Raw genomic sequence first — 21,590 nt, 5'->3', positions numbered from 1 at the left:
CTAGACCGGCGATGATCTGCCGAGCCACATCCAGGGACGCCGGGCCGCTCACGCCCCGTAGCCGTCCAGCTCGGCGCGGGCAGCCTGACGGATGTCGTGGCCGTTCATGGCTGGGAACCGCTCCTGCGGAGCGCGTCCGAACACGGCGTAGGAGACGACGCGGTGAATTAGCACTCCGTGAGTCCACGTCGGGTGCGGCACCTGGACGGCCTCGCGCTGACCGACGTCGATGTAGGCGCAGCCCAGCTTCAGAACCGGCGCCGATGGACTGGTCCACCCAGAACCCGCCCATCCCCGGCCGCCTCGACGCCTTCTTGATCATGGCGCTACGTTAGACAGACTGCGCCAGCATCTTCCCGGCCAAGATCCCTATCATCCCGCGTGCCCGGTGCCGAATTGGATTCCAGGTCAGGATGGGTCGGTAGCAGCCCTGCACATCCGTCGCCGCGTGCGGCGGGAGAAACTCACAGATCGTCAGCTTCGTTGGCCGATGGGCCGACCTTGGCGTCGTCCGTAGTGGCCGACCCTGCGAGGTCGGCGGGATCGGTGGTGCCGTCAGGATCGTCTTCGACGGTGAGACTGCCGAATCTCTCCTGCTCCGCTGATGACTTCTGCTGCGAGGAATCATCATTAATTGGTTCGTGCGATTGCTGGGACATCAGAGCCTCTCCGATAAACAAGTCAGGGCTGTGCCGTTTCGGCCTGTTCAGCCTCGTGGGCTCCGGAAACACCGAGGACTTCCAGGAAGTCACGGGCCCAATAGTCGATATCATACGCGCGGATCTGTTCCCGCATCTGGTGCATTCGCGCGGTGAGGTCCCGTGATTCGGCGTTGAGAGCCTCAAGGATTCCGCGTTTGATGTCGTCGGTGTCGTGAGCGTTGATCAGAAACGCGTCGTCGAGTTCGGCGGCGGCGCCGGTGAACTCGCTGAGAACCAGTGCTCCTTGCTCGTCCCGGCGTGCCGCGACGAATTCCTTGGCCACGAGGTTCATGCCGTCGCGGAGAGGGGTTACCAGCATGACGTCGGCGGCGAGATACAGGGCGACGAGTTCAGCCCGGCCGAAGGACTGGAACAGATAGTGCACCGGGGCACGGCCGACGTCGCCGAATTCGCCGTTGGTGCGTCCGACCGCGCGTTCGACGCGCTCGCGTAGCTGCTGATACTGCGCGATGCGTTGCCGGCTGGGGGTGGCCACCTGTACCAGCACGACGTCGTCGTTGGAGATCTCTCCGTCCGCGAGTAGGTCGTGGTGGGCCTCGAGGCGCTGTTCGATGCCTTTGGTGTAGTCGAGACGGTCGACCCCGAGCAGTAGTCGCCGATCTCCGCCGAGTTCCGTCCGTAGCTGCCGGGCCCGCTGCTGCACCGCGGGGTCGGCAGCGAGCTGATCCACCTCAGCGACGTCGATGGAGATGGGAAAAGCTCGTGCCACGACGGTACGTCCGTCTACCTCGACCCGGTCGTCTTTCGGGCCCAGTTCCAGCAGCAGCCGCGTCAGGCGCAGGAAGTTCTGTGCGGCCAGGGCACCCTGGAAGCCGACCAGGTCGGCGCCGAGTAGACCTTGCAGCAGCTCCCGGCGGCGCGGTAGCTGCATGAAGAGTTCGACCGGAGGGAAGGGGATGTGCAGGAAGAACCCGATGCGTACATCCGGTCGCAGCTCACGCAGCATCGCCGGCACCAGCAGCAACTGATAGTCATGCACCCAGACTGTCGCGTTCGGTGCGGCCACCTCCGCTGCGGCTCGGGCGAAACGGCGGTTCACCGCTTCGTAGGCCCGTCGCCAGTCACGGCGGTGCGTCGGCTGCTCGACCAGGTCGTGGAACAGCGGCCAGATGGTTGCGTTGGACTGGCCTTCGTAGTACAGGTCGACGTCCTCGGCGCTCAGTGGCACGGGACGCAAGTGCATGCCGTCGATGTCGAACGGATCAGGTGCCTCTCCTGCGCTCCCCGTCCACCCGACCCAGGCTCCGCGCATCTGACGGACGACCGGCTGCAGGGCGCTGACCAGCCCTCCGGGACTGCGCTCCCATCGGTGCGGCCCATCGCCGTCAGTTACCTCGTCGACCGGTAGTCGGTTGGCAACTACGACGAATTCGTACCCGTCACCCGCGTCGGTACCCATGGCAGGGGAAGTACCTCCGGGCCCGGAGCTTAAACGTCGTCAGCGCTTTGACCAGGGCCGCAACACGGCGATGCTGGCGGACCCCGGGTCAGTACGGCGAGCCGCGCCGTGACACGTTGTTCGAGCAGCTGCCGGGCGCCACCGTGGAGTGAATGCCGCCCGGCCCCGGTGAGATCCCACCCGGCAGCGCTTTGCAGCTGGATGCGCCATCGGCCTGACGTCTCGTACCCGAGAAGCGCTCGCCGTAGGGTGAGCGCCCCGCGTTTCACTGCGCTGACGGCGGGTAGCCGCCTGGCTACCTTTCACCATATGCCGGATTCGTCGCCTGCCCGAGGAGAGTCGATGCGCGCGTTGACCGTGGAGCCGCACAAGGCTGACAGCGCTCGGATCAGCGATGTGCCGGATCCCACCCCCGGCGTAGGTGAGCTGCTGATGCAGGGCTTGGCCTTGGGAGTCTGCGGAACGGACCGGGAGATCGCCGCCGGCGAGTACGGGTGGGCGCCTCTCCGGTCCGCTCGAGTGCATGGGTCAGCACCCGCACCGATCGGCCGGAGAGATCCGATTCAGAAGGTCGCGACCGAGGTCACCTGACCGCGCACCAGGAATTCCGGTGTCCGCGAGCCGGGACTCAACTGTCCGCTGACAAGGATTTTCGCGTTTCCGCTAGCAGTCGCGTCGGAGCACCTCCTGCTCGCAGAGCTTCCGCCGCCGACCGCGGAACCTGGCCGGCCGTAGCCTGGCCGCTCGTCGCCGCCTCGGTCGACGGCGGTCCGCCGAACATGTGGGCCACCAGCGCCGACGGCTTGCTGAACTTCTACCCGAGCCAGGGCGCGGACAGCCTGGGCGCCACGATGCCGATCGGCGCCGGCGGCTGGCAGTGGATGACCGCCCTGTCCTGAGGGACGCCACGCGATGACGATGGCGTTGGATGCCCGCCGAAGCGGGTGTCCAGCGCCATCGCCCGGCTCCGGCCAGCGCGAGGCCGGGTGCTGTCGCTGGTAGCGGCGACGCGTTCGGGGAGCTCGTCGGCGGGTGCGTTCCAGGCGATGCGCACGCATATCACGGCGGCCGGACAGACCGGGGGAGTCCTGTTCCCGGTCTGCGTGTCGATCATCTTGTTTCTGATGGCCGGCACCGCGTGTTCGGCGATCGTCCGGTTCGCGATCGTGCTGGTGCTGACTGCCGGCGCCCCGATCGGGTCGGCCTGCCACGCGCTGCCGCAGACCGACCCGGTCGCCGGGCCGTGGTGGCGCGCGTTCGGCGGGGTTCTGGTCGTGCCGATCCGGCAGGGCTTCGTGCTGTGGTTCTGAGCGCAAGTAGCGGTCCCGGCTGGGCGGGAATTGGGTCCTGGTGCCTTCCGGCGGGTTCATTGGGCGTGAGTTCGGGACCCACCCCTGTCGTGGGTGCTTCGCCTTATCGTCCTGGGGTGACTGTAAACGAACCTTGACAGTCCCCGTTGCGTTTCCGGTGCTATCCAGCCTGGTCGAGTGGCGCTCCATGCGCCGCCATCCAGGGGATCGGGCCGAGGGCTTCAGCGCTTGTCTTGCCGGTATCGAGGTGGACCTCGAAGTGGAGGTGTGGGCCGCTGGAGTGCCCGGTGGAGCCGATCCGTGGGTAGTGGATGCCGTTGGTGCCGGGTCGGCGCGGGGCGCGGCGTACCTCGACGTACGGCCAGTGCAGGGCGATGATCGCGCACCGTGGCTGCTGGTAGCAGATCGGCTGGGCCAGCAGGGTTCGCGCGGTGGGCCAGACGTGCATGCCTGCCCGGAGGTCACCAGGGGTGATCTTGGAGGCCATGGAGCTGGAGTCTTCCTTCCATGCGGGTCCGGGGCGGCCGGAAGTCGATGGCCTCGCCGGACCACAAGGGTGGTCGGTTCGCGTTGCTCACCCGAGCAGGCAATGTGTACGTGGCGGAGTTGTGGTGCGCCCATTCGAACCAGTCGTCGCGGCCGTTCGCGATCGCTGCTCGGGCGGTACCGAGCCATGCGAGGATGTGCGTTTCAGATCGGTGGCGCGGCCTGCTCTGGCAGGCCGGCAGTGTTCGGGAGGTGGGTGTCGTGACCGGCGCCGGGTCAGATAGCCGGGTTGTCGGTGTGTTGCGGGAGAAGATCGAGCAGGATCAGGAACAGCTGGTGTCTCTGAGCAGTAGGTCGTCGGCATGTCGACAGCTTCGGCGACAGATCATCCGCAGTTCAGCGAGACTGCGTGCGCTGGAACAAGACGTGAGGCTGCGCGCTGATCAGGTCCTCATGATGAGGATCTTTTCTGTCGTGTTGGGTGGCATCCTCGTCGTTGCGGGCTGGGGTTCATGGAAGCTGCTGGTAGGCGTCGTTGTCGCTGCGTTCGGGGCGGGGATCGCGGATCGGCTGCCCGATCACGTCTATCGCTGTGGCCTCGGATCTCACCGACGTGCTGAGTAGTGCTTGTGTCGGCGGTTCTGTCGCTGGAAGCGAGTGGTGTAGGTCGGGCGGTTCCGCGATGACTGTTCAGCTTGCCGTGGTCGCCTGCTGCTTCTGCCGGGCGTTGCGAGCCGGTAGGAGTCGGTGCCGGTCTTCGATGATGTTGCCGCCGAAGGTGAGCCGGTCAACGATCGCGGCGCAGAGTTGGCAGGTCACCTTCGTTAGATTGGCGGGGTGGAGGCCCTCACCGCGTGGCTCGAGCTGGCCGAGGCCCGCATCCAGCTGATGGGGGACGCGGTCGGGTTCGTCACCGACCGGTCGGCCGGCTCCCTGGTGGCGCTGCAGCGGGCGTTGCCGTCGCTGGACCACGAGATGCTGCTCGGTGCTGCCGCCTACCTCGGTGAGTCGCTGCTCGAGGTCGCCGGCGGCGAGTGGCGCTGGGACGAGCGGGCCGGCGGCCCGCTTGTGGTGGCTGGTCCGGAGCTCGGGCTCGCCCCGGTCGCGCCGCTTGAGGAGATCGACGCCGCCGCCGGGGGACCGGCCGGGAGCCTGGCCTCCCTGCATCACATCTGGTCCGCTGCCGCCGGGCCCACCGTGCCCGAGCCGGTCGAGTGGGCGGCCTGGCAGCAGGAAGCGTTCCCGGCATGGGCGGCCACCTACGGGCCGGACGTGACCTGGGACTTCTCGGTGTCCTCGCTGGACCGGCTGGAGCAGGCGCTGCGACGCTCCGGCGTGCCGGCCGCGGCGCTGACCGACGGCAGCCGTGCGGACTTCAGCGGCGGCGCGTCGTGGTACCTCGGCGAGGTGCTGCGGCGCGGGCTAGGCGGCGTCTGGGAGGACGACTTCGAGTACGCCTCGCTGCGACATGTCGGGCCGGGCCACAGCCGGATCTGGCCGGTGCTGGCCCTGGCGAGCGCCGTGGACGAGCCGGGCGCGCTGCGCGCCTTCTACGCCACCTACTCGGGAGATCCATTGCATTGACGTCGGTCGGTATTATCGTGAACCGGAATCCACGGGCGGGGGCTGCGCATGCCGGCCACGAGACGACGGCTCAGTGTTTTCACGCTGATCATCGCGATGCTCGGCGCGTTGCTGGTTGCACCGGCACGCCCGGTCGCGGCCGGGCCTGGGGGACCGGGCGATCCCTGGACGATCGGCGTCGAGATGGACGGCCGCGTCATCCTCACGAAGTTCCCGTTCCTGTACTACTGGTCGGTCGAGTTCCTGCTGACCATGCCGGGCCTGGCCGACGGCTCGGATCCGCGGCTGCGTGACCTGGCCGCGCTGCAGGCGCTCGGGTCCCGGGACAAGTACCGGGTCGGCCAGCTGGAGCATCTGCTCACCGCCTGGCGCGACAGCAGGTTCCGCCGCGCGCTGGAAGTGCAGATCAACAAGATCAGGAAGCAGTACGCGAACAAGCCGGAACTCGTCGCGCAACGCGACGCGGAGATCCGGAAGCTCTTCGACGAGCAGTGGCGCCTCTACCTGGGCCGCTACGTCGGCATCCGCGACAACAGCATGCGCGGCAAGGCCTTCGAGCTGGCGATCCTGAGGATGCTCGGCGTCTCGCTGGACGATGAGGACTACGCGTACGACGAGAAGTATCCGAAGGTGCCCGGACAGAAGCAGGCCCGCAGGCCGGATCTGCTGACCGCGTTGCTCAAGAAGCTCGCCGAAATGAAGACCGGTGACGTCGGGGAGATCCAGAAGATCCGGGACACGCTCCAGATCGCCCGGCACATCGGCGCCGAGCAGATGTACCTCTACCTGCTGCGGGTCGTCGAGAACCAGAACATGGACGATCTGCGTGACCTGATGAATGAGATCGTCCAGGAGAACGCGAACCGGACGGCCGACACCGAATTCCCGTCATAGATCCGCAGGTGGTTGCGCTGAGGCCGGTGCCGGTGGACATGCGGCTGATGCCGGCGGGCGCGACCTTCACCTCGATGCCCGAGCCGTCGCCGGACGTGATCGCCGCCTACCGGGCCGCCTTGGTAGCGGCCCGGGGCCGCCCTGCGCCGACCGTCACCGGTGACCCCGGCGGTCAGGCGGCGAAACCGGGCACGCCGGTCGGGCCGCGCGGCGGGCCGGACGGCTCGCTCAGGGCTGCCGGGCAGGTCGCCGCGGCTGAACGGAGACCAGCTCACCATCCAGGACCGGGCCAGCCAGCCATCCACCGGCGAAACGGAGAACCCTCGATGATCCCGCCGCCCTTCGGTGTAGCGATCACCGTGGTACGCCGCGACGTGCTCAACGGCCGCGTGTGGACCGCCGCCGCCCACCGCGTGCTGCACGACGACGGGCACAAGCTCGTGCTCGTCAGCTGGCCCGGTACCGTCGGGTATGCCCTGACCACCTGGATCACGTGGCTCACCGACGGCAACGGCCAATCCCGTCACCAGGCAGTAGCCGACCTGGCCGCCGGGACGTGGGAGCTCGGCCAGTGGGTGTGGCGGGACACGATCGTCGTGACCTGGATCGGCCTCAACCCCGACCTCTCCCTCCAGGCGTATATACCTGTCGACGGCGGCCCCACCCATTGGAAGATCAACTTTGAGCGGCCGGTCACTCGCACGCCGATCGGCATCGACGTCTGCGATCTCCTGTTGGAACTCATGGTCGACCCGGCCACCAGGACGGTGCGGTGGAAAGACGAAGACGAGTACGCCTAGGCCCGCGCCCTGGGGTTGATCTCGGACGCTGACGACGAGCGGGTCCAAGCGGCCCGGCAGCGCGCTGTCGCCTTCGCGGAAGCCGGTGAAGGACCGCTGTCCGAAGGCTGGTCGCAGTGGCGAGTCCCGGACGACTGGCCCCTGCCCGTGCTGCCGCCGCGCGTGCTGCACCACTCGCCTGGTGACCCGCGAGCACCCACCTGCAGCCGTGACCGACCTGCCGCCGAGATTGCCTGCCATGACCGCGCACCCCTACAAACCGCCTGCCCGGACCGGGCGCCTACGCAGAGGACGATGCCAGTGAACGCTGTCGTGAAGGACATGTCACCCGAGCGGCTACGAGACCGTCTGGCGACACAGCTGGTAGCGGAGCACCGGATCCGGACACCCGCGATCGAGGCAGCGGTGCGCATGGTGCCTCGACACCTGTTCGTTCCCGACCCCGTCACCGCGGTCGAGGCATACGAGGACACGACCGTCGCCACGAAACGCGGGCCGGACGGCAGGCCGATGAGTTCGGTGTCCGCCCCGTGGCTCCAGGTCCTCATGCTGGCCGAGGCCGGGCTGCGGCCCGGCTCGCGCGTCCTCGAGATCGGCTCCGGGGGCTACAACGCGGCCCTGATCGCCGAGCTGGTCGGTCCGGACGGGCACGTGGCCACCGTCGACATCGACGCCGACATCACCACCGCCGCCCGCACCTACCTGGACCGGGCCAGCTACTCCCAGGTCCAGGTGGTGCACGGCGACGGCGACCTCGGGCACCCGCCCGGCGCGCGCCTTTCGACGCGATCATCGTCACCGTCGAAGCCGGCGACATCCCGCCCACCTGGATCGCCCAGCTGGCCCTCGAAGGGCGGATCGTCGTACCACTGCGGATGCGGACCCTGACCCGGTGCCTCACCCTGCAACGCCGCGGCGATCACCTCGTCGCCACCACGGCGCTGCAATGCGGGTTCGTGCCGTTATGCCGAAGTCGGCATAACGGCACTTATGCGGACCTCGTGGTTATGCCGATGGGCCCGTGTGGATGACTGTCCGCGCAGGAACACTGGGCCAGCCGTACCATTGCTTCGCAGGGCGGGGCGATCCGCGATCGTCGCCAACGCCGAGGAACCGCTGGGCGCGGGATGTTGCGCGGACGGCAGTAGAAGTGGGCAACGCTTGCTCGCGGCTACAATCCATCGATGAGCGCGCTTAGGGAAGCGTCATTGAGCCTAGGCCATGAAGTGCAACGGCAAATCCAAGATTCTCTACTCGAAGATCAGGATTTATGCCTTCCAGCCGTGGGGTGGCTGGGTCGTCGACTCGATTAACGACCTGAATCAACGCGCTTATCTCTCGATGCCATGTACCAGTCCAGAGACGGGGTGGAGTCCCGTTTTCGGTTTCCATGGCGAGAACTTCCTCGGTGGTCGGCAAGCGCCCTCCGACCCAGCAGGCGTATTGGAAGGCGTCGTACCACGAAATGCCTCCGATCGGATTTTGCGAAACGCCATCGGCGCCGAGAAGATCCTGTGGGCCGTCCACCGCAATAGCAAGGCTTCCCGGGTCTCCGGTTTCCCAGGGGATGATTCCATCGACGCCAGCGATAGACCGCCAATACCCATAACCCTTCCGCCTCCAGCCGGTTTCTTTTAAAAAGCGCCGGAACTGAGTCCCCGTAACGACGGCGACTCGCTCGTTTTCAGATCCGGAATCAGCGGCAGCTGCGCGTCGGTTAAGCATCGGGATAAGGAAGCGATTAACATTGTAGGCATAGATCAGATCTACGCGGCCCAGGATGTCCGATGAGTGCGTCTCCGTTGCGCGATAGATCGCGCAGGCAAGGTAGTACTCTGCAAAAGTGTAATGGCGGAATCCGCTCCAGCCCTGGCCGCCTTCCTTAAGAATTCCCGCGCGGTCCAGTATCTTACTCATTTCCGGATGCTCGCCGTCGTTCATTCCGAGCAGGTGTGCGGTTGCCACCTGCTGCAATCGAAGCTCGTAATCAGAGATGTCGCCCTTCGCCACGCCGGCCCGAAGCAGCCATGCGGTAGTAGCAGCGGCGTACAAACCCGGCAGGTCAGCGCATGCCGCTCCCTGCCGGTAAAGCGTCGGAAGTGCATCAACAAGAAGTGAAAGAGTGAAGGAAGCATGCGCAAGATTCTGGAAAGCCGGTTCGCTTCGAACCTTCTGCCAGGTGCTAGCGGCGGGTGACCGGCTCAGATAGGCGTCCGCCTGCTCGGCCGTGATCGCTTCTATGGTAAGCAGCCCAACAAAGGCCATGGATCCTAATGCCTGCTCATTCGACCACTTTGTGGCATCGTGGTCTTCTTGCCGACGCAAGGCCAACTCTAACTCGTCACTGAGCCTAACGGCGCCAAGCGTTTGTGCGCGACACCCGACGACAAACCTGGTAGATCTTGAGGTCGACTGCGAAACCAGGCTGAGCAACGCCTTCACTCGATCGATATTTGCCCCTGAAACGTTGACCATTTCGTCAATACCATCAAGGATCATAAGGATGGGCTCGCCAGGTCCAATTCCGTCAGCAAGAGATATTGGCGTTGGAAACGCGAGCGCCATCAGCTCCGCTTTGCTAGAGACCTTAGTGTGGGCGAGCCTGCCGAGGCTCAAATAAACCGGAAAAGGGATCGATGCGCCATGCCTCAATCGGAGTTTGGCAAGGTCGCGTGCGAGCCTTAACAGTACCCAGGTCTTACCGCAGCCGAATTCTCCGGTCAAAATGATCGCTCTTTGCTTTGAGCTCAAAGACCATGTCTTTAGTGTCGTTGCCGCACTTGCACGGCCAACGCCTTCCCGCTGCACAAAAAGTTGAATCGCGCGCTTAGTCCAGCCGGCACCGTCATAGTATCCGATTTGATTGCGAAGGATGCTGGTTATGGCTGCCTCTGCGGGCGCTTCTTTATTCGACTGCTGAATGCCCAGTGCGGCAACCAATAAGCCGAAAACGCCGACCACGAATGCGAATATATTGGAAAATCCAACTAACCTGTTGAACTTTTGGTCGTCGCTCGCCGTAAGCACCAGCCACATGAACAAGGCTACTGATGCGACCATTCCGACTGCCGCGAACGTCCACCCGATCTTGACAAGCAGTCGTCCCCATCTGTGCATCGTCTCATCATGCCTGATGATCAATAGAGTCTTGATGCCATGCCGCCGGTCGGCAGCTCTATGGGAGCCTGTCCGCGCCAGCCGGAGGTGGAATCGAGGGGGTCAACGTCGACCTCGCGCAGTCTTGGCCCCGCGTGAGAGTTGAGTGCGCATCCATGGAACCGAACGGACGCAGTCATGGCTGGAGGTCCGGGCGTCATCGGGTCGTCAAGGTTCCACCTCGTGCAGCCGAGGATTCCGGTGCGCTGGCGGTCCGCCGGGTCGTCGGCGAGCCAGCGGATGGCGTCGGCATAATCACAGTGTCAAGCCCCGGGTTTGATGGAGAGTTGGTTGGCTGGATGCCCCTATGTTCGTCAAGGGGTTGCGTAGGTTAGAAGTGTGTAGATTTCGCGTGCTATGTAGCGTTTGAGGGCGCGGATGACTTCGCGGGGAGTTTTGCCTTCGGTGATACGCCGGTCGCGGTAGGTGCGGGTGACGGGGTCGTGGCGTAGCCGGGTGATGACGATGCGGTAGAGCGCGGCATTGGCTTGCCGGTCGCCGCCGATGTTCAGACGGTGGCGTTTTCGGGGCCCGGAAGACACTTCGACGGGGCTGACGCCGCAGAGCGCGGCGAACGCGCTTTCGTGGCGGAGCCGGTCGGGGCTGTCGCCGGCGGTGATCAGCAGGGTGGCGGCGTTGTCCGGGCCGACGCCCAGCCGTTGCAGCAGGTGTGGGTAGTGGGTGTCGATGATGGTGTGCAGCTGGCGGGTGAGTTCGTCGATGGGCCTTACCCCCGGAACTTGGACACGGGGTTTATGCGGCTTGTGGGATGATAGCTGATCTTTCTTGGATCCGCTCGTAGGTGATCGGGGACTGCTGTGCGAGCCGAGAATGGCGACGGACGGTGTTGTAGCGGTGCAAGCCAGCGGAAGCTGGTGAGCCGCGCGTCGCGTTCGTCGGTGAACGCGCGGCGGCCTTGCAGGGTCTCGCGTTTGAAGGTGGCGTTGAACGACTCCGCGAGGGCGTTGTCGGCCGAGCTGCCGACCTTGCTCATCGACTGCCGAACCCCGGCCGCCGCGCAGGCAGCAGCGAAGGCTTTCGATGTGTATTGCGCTCCGTGTTCGGAATGGAAGATCGCCCCGGCCAGGCTGCCCCGGGTGCGCCGGGCGGCGGTGAGCGCGTCGATGATCAAGTCGGTGCGCATGTGATCGGCGATCGCCCAGCCTGCCAGGCGGCGTGAGTGCAGGTCGATGACGGTGGCCAGGTAGAGGAACCCGCGCTCACCGACCGGCAGATACGTGATGTCACCGACGTAGCGCTGGTTGACCGCCGGGGCGGTGAAGCCACGGCCGATCAGATCGGGGGCCTTGACCGCCGCTTCCAGTTCGTTGCCGACCACCAGCAGCGCTACGGCGTGAAGCGGTTGTGTCAGATCCTGGGCGTGGCTCGGTCGAGCTACTACTACTGGACGTCGGCTGCCGGGGTCCGGGCGGCCCGGCAGGCCGCCGACACCGCACTGGCCGGGCAGATCCGCAAAATCCATGCGGCCGACAACACCTACGGCGTTCCGCGGATCACCGCCGAGCTGCGCGATCGCGGCACGCTGGTCAACCACAAACGCGTCGAGCGGGTGATGCGCGGTATCGGTGTAGATCGGCGGCGATCACCGCGATCGTGGCGCCCGGCCGAGACCGGTACAACGCCACCGCGTCGGCCTTGAACTGTGCGGGATAGTGCTTGTTCGCCATGCTGTTCCAGGACTCCTGATCTACCCGGACCTCACGATCCAAGGTTCAAGTGTCCAAGATCAAGAGGGAAGGCCCCGAGGTGGTCGTAGCGGGTGATGTCCCCGATGCGCAGGTCGCCGAGATCGCGGGCGACGCGGTAGCGCAGCAGTCGCGCGTACTCGGTATGAGTGGCGGGGGAGACGTCGACCTTCAGCTTGACCCAGCGTTTGATCCAGTCCCGCAGCAGCGGTGTTTGCTTCCGGGCCGGTGCCTTGGCCGAGTCCGGGTCTATCGCCGCATACACCTGGCCAACGTTGACCTGATGCTGGCGGACTTCGACGTACAGCTTCGCGGCGATCGCTTTGGTGTCCGACGGGCCGCGGAACGTGCAGCACTCCTGCCGGGCCGCGAACCGCCACCGTAGACAGTACGAGTTTCCTCGTTTGCTCATGTGTGCCATGACTCGAGCGTTTCCCGCATTCCTGATCCCCGTGTACCTCGATCGGGCACGTCGATCATTGTGATGACCGTGAAGGCCACCATTCAGTTGAATCTCTCGGGTCAGCAGGTGGTCGATGCTGGCCGCAGGCAGGGCGGAGGGTGTCCGCTGGATTGAAAACAATATTTACCCGCATAGATTTATTGCCGTGCAGCCTTCCCTGCCGACTGACTTTGAGTCATCGTGTTGTAACGATGCGTAGTGCCTCGGGTGAGGTTGTAGCGGCCATCGGGCCACCCCTTGCCAACAAGCCGGCTCGTTGCTCGGGGGAGGGCTTTTACGTGGACACTGCGGTGATCCTGGACTGCTACACCGTTGAGCCGAGCGGGCTGGGGGTCCCGCCGTACCTGTCGACGTATGTCCGGCAGGCATGGTCGGCGCTCACCGCAGTCGGCCCGAATCGCGACGTGCGCTACCTAACCATCGACGATGTCCGCTGGGAACTCAACGGTGGTGAGCCGTTGACACCACCGCCGGTATCAGATCCGCTGACGTACTCTGCCTCGCAGAACCGGGGCAACGCGATCAAGCTGCTGCGCGATGCGGCAACAGTGATCGTCGTGGCAGGCGATGCTGTCCCGTCCGTTCACCTGCACGCCCACAACGGCTCGCTCGACGAGATCATCAGAGTCCTGGCGTGCGTGCGAGGGCGCCGTGTGTTGCTCGGCCCGATGGCCAACCACGTGCTCGACAACGCCGCCGGCTACGCCGCCTTGTTCGACGCCGTCCATACGCACACCATCACTTCCAAGAACGTCGCCCTGGGCAGCCGGACCGGCGCCGCATACGAGGAGCTTCGTACCGACCGGGACTCGTTCACCGACCTGATCGGCCAACTCGGCTGGACCTCGGTCGCGGAGATCGAGCTGTATCGCGGCTGCACCCGCCGCCGGTACTGCAGCTTCTGCAACGAGCCGGCGAAGTCCCCGGCTGTGGTCTTCCGCGACCTCGAGGACATCCTCGACGAGGTCCGGCAGCTCTACGCCGCCGGTGTCCGAAACTTGCGCCTCGGCCAGCAGACCTGCTTCTTCTCCGCCTGGAACCGCGACGTCGCGCAGATCGAACGTCTGCTCGCCGGTATCCGTGCGGCGTGTCCGGCCCTGGAAGTGCTGCACATCGACAACGCCGACCCGCTGGCGGTGGCGTCACCCGCCGGTGCCCGGATCGCCAGGCTGATCGTCGAGCACTGCAGCGAAGGCAACTGCGCACCGATGGGGATGGAGTCCTTCGACCCGGCAGTGATCGGAGCCAACGCGCTCACCTGCACACCGCAGATCCTGCGACGGGCGATCGACAACATCAACGACGTCGGCAATCAGCGCGGCCCCGCCGGCCTGCCAGCGCTGCTACCCGGCATCAACATCATCTACGGTCTGCCGGGCGAAACACACCGCACGCACCTGGCGAACCTCCAAGGCCTCGACGAGCTCATGACCGCAGGCGCCTTATGTCATCGCACCAACGTGCGGCAAGCCCGCGCCTACCCCGGAACACCGCTGGCCGGCATGAATCCCGTAGAGGAGTCGCCGTCGCAGGAACACTTTATGACCTGGAAAGCGGACATCGACAACATCTGGGACCAGCCCATGAAGCGGCGCGTCTACCCCATCGGATTACGGCTGCGCGGCCTGCACTCGTTCTTCGTCACCGGCCGCGGCACCTGGTACCGAAGACTCGGCTCCTACCCGATCCAGGTCGTCGAACGCGACGCTGTCGTGCCCCGCTTCACCCCGGCAGACCTGACCGTCACCGAACACGCGCCCCGCTTCATCTACGGGGCCCGCGATGCCGGCTGAGGCCGCCACCGACACCATGGCCGTACTCCACGAAACCCATGGCCAGCTGCACGGGTCCGCCCACGTCGGAGTGCTCGTGCCCTGGGGCAACACCATGGTCGAAACCGAGCTCCCGCGCCTCGGCCTGGACCGCCTGATATTTCACTACGCCCGGCTCGTACCCGCCCGCCGATACCGCGACGCCGACGATTTCCTCGCCGAGATCGCCGCAGCCGTCCCCGACACCCTCGGGCAATTCGCTCGCCTGAGTTTGGCCGGCACCCTCGTGGCGTGCACTTCGACCGGATTTCTCACCCCGGAGGCCTACCAGCAGACCGCGGTGGTCGACGCCTTCGGCGCCCTGCAAACGCTGCTCCGCGCTCTGACCGCCTCCACGATCGTCCTCGCCACCCCCTACCCGACCCGGCACACCCAGATCCAGGCCGCCCGCCTGCATGAGGCAGGCTTCGACGTCGCCGGACATGCCAGCCTCGACCTGGCCCTGCTGGATGACTTCACCGCCGTCACCCCCGAACGCATCGCCGCCCTCGTGCACCGCATCGGCGAAGAACAACTCGCCCGAGCCGACGCGGTGGTGTTGTCCTGCACTGCCTGGCCGACGATCGACGCCAGCGCGTTGCTGCAGCATGAACTCGGTATCCCCGTGGTTTCATCGAATTTGGCTCTTGCCTACAGCGCCGTACGTCTCGCCCGAGCCGTGGAGGCACGATGAACCCGCCTGACACTGACATCGACTCACATCAGCGCCTGACCCGCCTGGTGACCCTGGCCGCAGCCCAGGACGACGTCACCACCGATGTGCAGGCCAACCACGACGAGAACCGATGGTGGCCGACCTGGATCACCGACTACCGGATGCGGATGCTCGTCGCCGGCTGGAGCACCCGCATCTCCTACACCATGATCAACACCTACTCCGCCGTCGTCACCCGATCAGCGCACCTAGGCTTCGACGCACTGAAGGACATGCCCGACGACGAAATCGTAAGGATCATCCAGCCACTCGGCCTGCCCGCGGCCCGCATCGGCTATCTCCGGTCACTGACCGACTTCCTCGACGGCCGCGCCGACGACTACCTCCTCGACGGCGACGCGACCACCGTCATCGCCGACTTCGCGACCAACGTCGCGCACGCCTCCTACAAAGTCGCGCAGTGCTCACTGCTCTACGCCCGCGGCTACCACTGCGGCATCATCCCCGTCGACTCCGGCATGATCACCCGCCTCGCACCGGCCCTTGGCCTGTGCCTGTCCTCCGGTGCCATCGCCCACGAGCAGATGCGCCTCTACCTCGAAACCCACGCCGACACCCACGGCGACCACTACCGGCAGCTGATCTACCACCAGCAGGCGATCGCCCTCCCTGCCCGCGCCGACCCGGCCTGGTGGCTGCACCTGATGCTCATCTACTTCAAACGCCGCTACCTCAACCAACCACACCCGCGGATCTGCGGGCAACGCCCGTTCTGTGACCAGATCATGGACTGCGCGCACAGCCGAGCGATGGCAATGGCATGACGACCCTCGGGGTCATCGGCAACATTTCCCGCGACACCGCCGAACACCCCGGACACCAACGCCACCTCCTCGGCGGCGCTGCCCTTTACATCGCCCTCGCCGCCGCCCGGGCTGGCGTGACCGCCGCCCCGATCTCGGTCATCGGCCACGACCTCGCCGAGACGTTACGAGACCCGCAACTAAGCCTGCTCGACCTGACCGGCATCGCGATCGCCGAACAACCCAGCTGCCGCTTCCACCTGCGATACGACCGGCACGGAACCCTGCTGGCCGTCGACGCGGCATACGGCGCCGCGCAACAGCTCACCGCCCACGCGCTCCAACCACGACACGCATGCGAACATGTGCACGTCTGCTGCCGCCGGCCCCTCGATCCCGGACCCGTCCTCACCGCCTTCGTCGAACGCCGCCAACCCTTCAGCGTCGACTTCATCACCGCCAGCGCCGCAGACATGATCGAAGCGTCAGCACCGTTCCTGCGCCACGCCCGGGTCATCTTCACCGACATCAACGAATACGCGCTCCTCACCGCAGCCGTGCCCGCCGAAGACCTTCCCGCCGTCACCGTGACCGACGGACCGCGCCCCGCCGTCCTCTACCGCTACGGCGAAGTAGCAGCGCTCACGCCGATACAGCAGGCCGAAACCGTCGAGGTGACCGGCGCCGGCGACACGTTCACCGGCACCTTCCTCGCCGCCACGCTGCATGGCGACCCCGACACGATCGCCCTGCGCCGCGCCACCCAAGCCGCCACCACCCGCGTCACCACGAAAGGCATCACCCTGCACCCCCAACCCCCGTAGGAGCCCCGGATGTTCTACGTCGCGCACCGGCTCTTTGCCGCCCACGACCGCCACCTCGGCGCGATGGCCGCCACCGCCCTCGCCGAACGCATCGGCCCCGACAAGGTCTTCCTGCCGTTCTGCGACACCGACGAAGAAGACCTGGTCGCCGACGTCAAAGGCCGCCGCCTGTTCGACCTCGACCGGCAACGCCTCGTCCACCTGCACGGCATGCTCGCCATCCTGCACGGCCCCAGCCTCGACGACGGCGTCTGCATGGAGATCGGCTACGCCGCAGCCCGCGGCGTTCCGATCGTCGTGTTCACCACGGACTTCCAAACCTACGGCCTGACCGAGAAGGGGCCCGAGCTTGCCTTCGCCGACCCCCTCATCGAAACCGTCGCCACCGACATCGTGCGCGCCCACCGCCTGGGCCCACCCGCCAACGACACCGACCGGTTCCGCGGCTTCGCCACCCGCAACACGGCTCAGATCCACGACGGCATCGACCGAGCCGTCACCCGGCTGCTCGCCCTGACGGCCACCCTCCCGGACGCGAGCGCCAGCAGGCCGGCAGTCACGGACACCGTCTTCGTTGAGCCGTCCCCTTACGGGTCGCCGACCGGCTGGCAGCGTCTCGTCGAGCAGCACAGCACCGACGCGCAACGCCACGACGCCCAACGGCTCATCGCCCCTGATCCCGCCGAGACCGCCAAGACCGATTGGTACGCCGCCCTCAGCAGCCACACGCTGCTCGTCAACGTGAGCGGCTCCGAAACACCGCCCGGCGCCGCTGTCCTGATCGGCGCGGCCGTCGCCACCGGCGACCGTGTTCTGGCCTACAGCCCCAACAGCGTCTGGACCTACGCCCACGGCCGCGAACCCAACTGGCGCAACCTCATGATCCAATACTCGGTCACTCAACGACTTACCGCGGCCGAACCTCAGCACAGCACCCGGTGATGGCCCGTCTCGACTGGGCCGGCGGCTACGACACCATCGTCTTCGAAGGCTGCGACGGGGCTGGCAAAACCACCCTCGCCGGGGCCACCGCCCAGCACACCAACGCCGACCTCATCCACTCGGCGCTCACCCCACCGAGCACCGACCTCGTCACCACCTACAACTGCCTGCTCGACCGAACCGGCCGACTCGTCTTCGACCGATGCTTCCTCAGCGAACTCGTCTACGGACCCCTGTACCGCGGTCACACGCGGCTCACCTACCAACACATGGACACCCTCGTCAGACGCGTCGTGGCCCGCAACGGCGTTTTCGTCCACGTCACCGCGCCCGCCGCCGAGATCAGACGACGCCTCGCCGCCCGCGGCGAACACCAACTCCCCGATCTCGAGGAGATAGCACTGATCTGTGACCGCTACGACGAACTATTCCGAGCCGTTCGCACCATGGCAGAAGTCCTCCTGATCACCACGGATCACCCAGACGTGGACGCATGACACGCCGACAGCGGGTTACCCGCAACGCCCAGCCTCGATAAGCTGCCCCGGTTTGCAACCCGCTGACACCCGGAGGCACACCTTGGAGATCAGGTCCGCCCAGAAGCTGACCTGGGAAAACAAGCTGGCCAAAGGCTTCAACACCAGCGAAGTTCCCCTGGAGTTCTGCCTGCTGCAAGGTGAGGTCGCCGAAGCCTTCGACGCCTGGCGCCGTACCCGTGACAACCTCGGCGAGGAACTCGCCGATATCGCGATCTACGTCATGTCACTGGCCGAGATGACCGGCGTCGACCTGCAATCAGCGATCGAGCAGAAGCTCGCCAAGAACGCCAAACGCACCTACGTCACCGACGAGGCCTCCGGAACATTGGTCAAGGTCGAACCAGCCTAAGCGCTTGCGGTGGCCGCACTCGGCCGCCCGATTGGTGCCTCTGAAGGGCTAAGTGGACCCGCCCGTTTGTAGAGTGGCCGGAACTCGGCACTCGCCGCGGGCGCCCGGGTTCCTGAATTGCGGCCGTGTTGGCGGTCAGCTGACGCCAACGAGCCTGCTGATGGCCGGTCGGGCAAGGAGTTCTTGAGCGCTCTGCGGCCAGATGCTGCTGGCCGCAGAACAGCGAGCGCCACGAAGATCAACTAACGGCCCTACCCCGGTCGCAACCGTTACGGCGTGCTACCGGCGAGATTGGCCTGATCGTTGCGCTTCGCAGGACCGACCGAAACTGCTGTGCGTCCTATCGCTGGGGCAGCGAGCACAGCAGGTGCCAAGCGGCGAGATACCCGAACCGGGCGGCGTACACCGCCACCGTGCGCACTCGATGGGTGTCGGAGTAGTCAATAAGGACATAGCCCAGCAGTGGGTCGAAGTCTGCGCGAGCCAAATGCGCGCTCCGGCTCCGTCGCCGGGCGGACTGCCGCCCTGGCGCTCTTTGACGTCCACCAGCATGCCGCCGGCGATCAGGTCTGCATCTACCGGAAGGTCTTTGCTCCCGTCGAGGGTCATACCCGTGAACACCGAACCAACAGGCAGGGCCGACTCTAATACTCCAGCAGGGCGGAGGCGCGCGAACGAGTCTTGCTCTCTAGGAGCGCCAAATCTCAGCCTGGAGAGCATGGACGGGACGGCGGAGGCACGTTCGGCACCGCTAGGGTCAGCTGCGTCGCTGTACGGAACTCCCGGATCTCCCCGGGGGCGCCCGTTGAATGCATCGACGGCATTAAGCGCAACCGCTGGCAAGAGGGACTGACGATGACTCCGCCGACACCAGACGAGACCCGCAACGGGAAGAACATCAGCAGGCCAGCTGACGACGTGCCTCGCCCGGGTGGCCGTGAACGCGGCTGGCTGCTGCTGGGGAGGCCATGGTGGCAAGGCGTCGGTGCGATAGCGGGCGGTGTCGGTGTCGTGGTGACGATCTTGGTCGCATACATCGACAGCAGGAAGGACCCCGACCCGCCGCCCGCCAACAACATCAATGGCAACTGCAATGTCCAAGGTGACGGGCAGGCGTCCTGCTACAACGTGTTGCCGCCGTCGCCGGTCTCCCGCGCAGGGCTGAAGGCCTCGCTCAGCCGGGTCCACAGCAGCCGACTCTTGTTTGCGGGCACGCCGGACCAACTGCCCACCCCTCCGCCGTACACGCGCGAGAACGCGGGCTCTCACTGCGTGGCATGGAAGGACTTCATCGACAACGACCCTCGCTTTTATCGAGAGAAGATTTCGCTAACAGTTGACCTGTCCGCGGGCGAGCAGGAGCAGGTCGTTATCCGGGAAATTCGGGCTGAGATTTTCGACAGAAAACGCATCAGTGCTGCCGTCATGCCCATCCAATGTCAGTACGGCGGCGGCAGCCCCGGGGGATACTTCATCACTGTGGATACGGTCCGATCGCGCGTGACCGTGGCGCCCGCCGATGATCTGGGCAACGAGGCCGAGATGCCGCCGGCCACCGTCAGTCTCACCGAGGCCGGTTACACCAGTTCGCGGGTAAGTGTGGTCTCAGCTCCCGGCTACCTTTACAGCGGCAAGGTGGTGATCGATGCCACGATCAACGGCCAGGAGAGAACCCTCGAATACGGTGATGCCACACGGCCATTGCGCTGGTCTGACGATAGCAATCTATTCGACAGCGGCGCCTATGATTGGGACCTCAAGGGCGGGCAGTGGCTGCTCTTCGCCGATCAAGATGCCTTCTGGGCGTCTCTGAGCTGACCTCTGCACTGTCGCGAACAGCCGACGTCGCCGACTTCGGGAGGCGGGGCTCAGCCGCTACAGAGCTGCGCCAACTTCCAGCAGCCAGGCGGTGTCGTCGAGCCGGAGAGGGCGGTCACCAACCACCCGGCGCCACGACCCCGCCACCGGATCTTGCCCACGGACCGCGCTGACAAAGGTGGCCCCGTTGGACCAGCCCGACCGCCGCCGACGACACATCCCTTGCCTGGCCACCCGTTCATCGGCCTCGCCAAGGCCATCATGGCTGCCACAGTATGCCGTCACGACGCTCCCGGGCGGTGCGGCGAGCTTGAGAACAAGCAGAAACCGGATGCATACGCCGAGAGCCAGGCCGGCAGGCAACGTTGTAGCGCTTCAAGCCGCCCAACGCGGTCAGCCAACAGCGGAACACCGCAGCCATGCAGGCCAAACGGAAACAGGTCTAGGCCTGATGCCGGAAGTCCATTACGTTCCATCCTATGGGGACTACCGCCAGTGACGGAGATCCGTTCTTTGATGCGGTCCGGCTGCTGCTCTTACTCGACGCCGCGGTCACCGACATAGACCTCCGCGAAGCGAACACGGCACCAACCGACGCCGTGGGGGTCGTTCGGACGCAGACGCTGCTCCAGAAACTGGACTTCTGGCTGCGCTACCCCGACTACCTCGCCGACGAACTTCTCACCGAATACGAGAAGAGCGGCGAGCAGGTCCTGCTCAGACTCGCAACGCAGATCCTCGACTCCGACGAACCGGAGCTCCGGCAGATCCCGATGCTGCGGTTCAAATTCGGCGCCTACGAACCCCTGGATATGCCCATGAGCGTGCTGTCCGTGGCCGGCCTCGCCGTGGTGCGCTCCTCCCGCACCGACCAGCGTGTCCGCCACCACGACTACTTCCTGACCACCCGCGGCCGGCAAACCGCGCGATCATGCATCCAAGACTTCCCTGCCCTGGCCTGGTACGGACAACGAACCAGACTCGTAGTAGCGCTGGCACAAGGAACCGGCATGACAGGCACAGCCCTACGCAGAAGGCAGTACCTACAACGCGACTACGCCGGAACGGGCCTCAACGAGGAAATCGCGTCCATCGCCGAGCGCGCCCGTCAGCGCCTGGCCGCGCTGCAGTCCACCACGGCGGCCCAGGCATGATCCACGACCTGCCCAATGAAAGCGAACTGCTGACGAGCATCGCCGAGGCCGCCGGTGCTACCGAGGAAGCCGTCAAGGCCGTACTAGCAGACGCCGGCGTCCCCTTGACGCGGCCGCTCCCAGCACAGCGCAGCCTCGTCATCCACCACCTCTA

General features: G+C 65.8%; 23 protein-coding genes and 1 pseudogene. 17 read left to right on the top strand and 7 right to left on the bottom strand.

Translation table 11 applies throughout. The features are described 5' to 3' along the window. Positions 1–464: 464 nt before the first annotated feature. Together BC793_RS49325 and BC793_RS47100 are read right to left on the bottom strand one after the other, a co-directional pair. Positions 465–659 (bottom strand): hypothetical protein, encoded by a 195-nt coding sequence (locus BC793_RS49325; RefSeq protein ID WP_146246783.1) that lies wholly within the window; start codon positions 657–659, stop codon positions 465–467. Positions 660–681: 22 nt separating this feature from the next. Further along, positions 682–2,121, bottom strand: coding sequence for an alpha,alpha-trehalose-phosphate synthase (UDP-forming) (locus BC793_RS47100; RefSeq protein ID WP_109603175.1), 1,440 nt, complete (start codon positions 2,119–2,121; stop codon positions 682–684). A 1,046-nt stretch (positions 2,122–3,167) separates the two neighbouring features. On the opposite strand from BC793_RS47100, the gene BC793_RS47090 reads away from it, so the two are divergent. Then, positions 3,168–3,431 carry a hypothetical protein gene (locus BC793_RS47090; RefSeq protein ID WP_146246781.1) on the top strand — a complete coding sequence of 88 codons (264 nt, stop codon included), beginning with the start codon at positions 3,168–3,170 and terminating at the stop codon, positions 3,429–3,431. Positions 3,432–3,591: 160 nt separating this feature from the next. On the opposite strand, the gene BC793_RS52995 is transcribed toward BC793_RS47090, so the two are convergent. Beyond that, the gene (locus BC793_RS52995) at positions 3,592–3,918 is read right to left on the bottom strand and encodes a hypothetical protein (protein ID WP_109603173.1); all 327 of its coding nucleotides are present in this window, start codon (positions 3,916–3,918) and stop codon (positions 3,592–3,594) included. A 104-nt stretch (positions 3,919–4,022) separates the two neighbouring features. On the opposite strand from BC793_RS52995, the gene BC793_RS47080 reads away from it, so the two are divergent. From BC793_RS47080 to BC793_RS52120, 6 genes are all read left to right on the top strand, one after another. Further along, positions 4,023–4,541 (top strand): hypothetical protein, encoded by a 519-nt coding sequence (locus BC793_RS47080; RefSeq protein ID WP_109603172.1) that lies wholly within the window; start codon positions 4,023–4,025, stop codon positions 4,539–4,541. Positions 4,542–4,754: 213 nt separating this feature from the next. Next, positions 4,755–5,501 carry a hypothetical protein gene (locus tag BC793_RS47070; RefSeq protein ID WP_109603171.1) on the top strand — a complete coding sequence of 249 codons (747 nt, stop codon included), beginning with the start codon at positions 4,755–4,757 and terminating at the stop codon, positions 5,499–5,501. A gap of 48 nt (positions 5,502–5,549) precedes the next feature. Next, positions 5,550–6,395 carry a hypothetical protein gene (locus BC793_RS47065; RefSeq protein WP_109603170.1) on the top strand — a complete coding sequence of 282 codons (846 nt, stop codon included), beginning with the start codon at positions 5,550–5,552 and terminating at the stop codon, positions 6,393–6,395. Positions 6,396–6,721: 326 nt separating this feature from the next. Continuing rightward, the gene (locus tag BC793_RS49315) at positions 6,722–7,195 is read left to right on the top strand and encodes a DUF402 domain-containing protein (RefSeq protein WP_146246780.1); all 474 of its coding nucleotides are present in this window, start codon (positions 6,722–6,724) and stop codon (positions 7,193–7,195) included. A gap of 300 nt (positions 7,196–7,495) precedes the next feature. After that, a complete protein-coding gene (locus tag BC793_RS47055) occupies positions 7,496–8,083 on the top strand; it encodes a class I SAM-dependent methyltransferase (RefSeq protein WP_249037424.1) in 588 nt (195 codons plus the stop codon). Beyond that, positions 7,984–8,226, top strand: a complete 243-nt coding sequence (locus BC793_RS52120) for a hypothetical protein (protein ID WP_249037425.1) — start codon at positions 7,984–7,986, stop codon at positions 8,224–8,226. Before BC793_RS47055 ends, BC793_RS52120 begins: the two co-directional genes overlap by 100 nt. 163 nt (positions 8,227–8,389) lie before the next feature. Here the strand turns inward: BC793_RS52120 and BC793_RS47050 are convergent, their stop codons facing one another. The 3 genes and pseudogenes from BC793_RS47050 to BC793_RS47040 form a co-directional block, all read right to left on the bottom strand. Continuing rightward, the gene (locus BC793_RS47050) at positions 8,390–10,156 is read right to left on the bottom strand and encodes an NACHT domain-containing protein (protein WP_158319582.1); all 1,767 of its coding nucleotides are present in this window, start codon (positions 10,154–10,156) and stop codon (positions 8,390–8,392) included. A 509-nt stretch (positions 10,157–10,665) separates the two neighbouring features. After that, the gene (locus BC793_RS52115; protein WP_428839548.1) at positions 10,666–10,971 is read right to left on the bottom strand and encodes a transposase; all 306 of its coding nucleotides are present in this window, start codon (positions 10,969–10,971) and stop codon (positions 10,666–10,668) included. Between the two features lie 133 nt (positions 10,972–11,104). Continuing rightward, a pseudogene (locus tag BC793_RS47040) lies at positions 11,105–11,660 on the bottom strand (IS3 family transposase); the annotation flags it as partial. A 72-nt stretch (positions 11,661–11,732) separates the two neighbouring features. On the opposite strand from BC793_RS47040, the gene BC793_RS50060 reads away from it, so the two are divergent. Beyond that, positions 11,733–12,011, top strand: coding sequence for an IS3 family transposase (locus BC793_RS50060; RefSeq protein WP_158319580.1), 279 nt, complete (start codon positions 11,733–11,735; stop codon positions 12,009–12,011). Positions 12,012–12,070: 59 nt separating this feature from the next. Here BC793_RS50060 and BC793_RS47035 read toward each other — a convergent pair whose 3' ends face one another. Continuing rightward, complete coding sequence (locus BC793_RS47035) at positions 12,071–12,478, bottom strand: hypothetical protein (RefSeq protein WP_146246778.1); 408 nt, start codon at positions 12,476–12,478, stop codon at positions 12,071–12,073. A gap of 320 nt (positions 12,479–12,798) precedes the next feature. Here BC793_RS47035 and BC793_RS47030 point away from each other — a divergent pair, with 320 nt between their 5' ends. From BC793_RS47030 to BC793_RS46990, 9 genes are all read left to right on the top strand, one after another. Further along, a complete protein-coding gene (locus BC793_RS47030; protein ID WP_109603164.1) occupies positions 12,799–14,313 on the top strand; it encodes a radical SAM protein in 1,515 nt (504 codons plus the stop codon). Then, positions 14,303–15,025, top strand: a complete 723-nt coding sequence (locus tag BC793_RS47025; RefSeq protein WP_109603163.1) for an aspartate racemase/maleate isomerase family protein — start codon at positions 14,303–14,305, stop codon at positions 15,023–15,025. Before BC793_RS47030 ends, BC793_RS47025 begins: the two co-directional genes overlap by 11 nt. Then, positions 15,022–15,831, top strand: a complete 810-nt coding sequence (locus BC793_RS47020; RefSeq protein WP_109603162.1) for a hypothetical protein — start codon at positions 15,022–15,024, stop codon at positions 15,829–15,831. The genes BC793_RS47025 and BC793_RS47020 overlap by 4 nt, the downstream gene beginning before the upstream one ends. Continuing rightward, a complete protein-coding gene (locus tag BC793_RS47015; protein ID WP_109603161.1) occupies positions 15,828–16,634 on the top strand; it encodes a carbohydrate kinase family protein in 807 nt (268 codons plus the stop codon). Before BC793_RS47020 ends, BC793_RS47015 begins: the two co-directional genes overlap by 4 nt. 9 nt (positions 16,635–16,643) lie before the next feature. Continuing rightward, positions 16,644–17,576 (top strand): nucleoside 2-deoxyribosyltransferase, encoded by a 933-nt coding sequence (locus tag BC793_RS47010; RefSeq protein ID WP_109603160.1) that lies wholly within the window; start codon positions 16,644–16,646, stop codon positions 17,574–17,576. Then, positions 17,576–18,073, top strand: a complete 498-nt coding sequence (locus tag BC793_RS47005) for a nucleoside/nucleotide kinase family protein (protein ID WP_109603159.1) — start codon at positions 17,576–17,578, stop codon at positions 18,071–18,073. The genes BC793_RS47010 and BC793_RS47005 overlap by 1 nt, the downstream gene beginning before the upstream one ends. A gap of 82 nt (positions 18,074–18,155) precedes the next feature. Beyond that, positions 18,156–18,464: a MazG-like family protein gene (locus BC793_RS47000; RefSeq protein WP_109603158.1), complete on the top strand. Its 309-nt coding sequence runs from the start codon at positions 18,156–18,158 to the stop codon at positions 18,462–18,464. Positions 18,465–19,319: 855 nt separating this feature from the next. Continuing rightward, positions 19,320–20,282, top strand: a complete 963-nt coding sequence (locus BC793_RS46995) for a hypothetical protein (protein ID WP_146246777.1) — start codon at positions 19,320–19,322, stop codon at positions 20,280–20,282. 479 nt (positions 20,283–20,761) lie between these two features. Beyond that, positions 20,762–21,436 (top strand): hypothetical protein, encoded by a 675-nt coding sequence (locus BC793_RS46990; protein ID WP_239170745.1) that lies wholly within the window; start codon positions 20,762–20,764, stop codon positions 21,434–21,436. Positions 21,437–21,590: the final 154 nt, after the last annotated feature.

Origin of the sequence: Actinoplanes xinjiangensis (assembly GCF_003148685.1) — a bacterium.
Taxonomy (GTDB): Bacteria; Actinomycetota; Actinomycetes; order Mycobacteriales; family Micromonosporaceae; genus Actinoplanes; species Actinoplanes xinjiangensis.
Note: the sequence above shows the minus strand (reverse complement) of the source record. Positions and strands in the feature narration are given on the sequence as shown.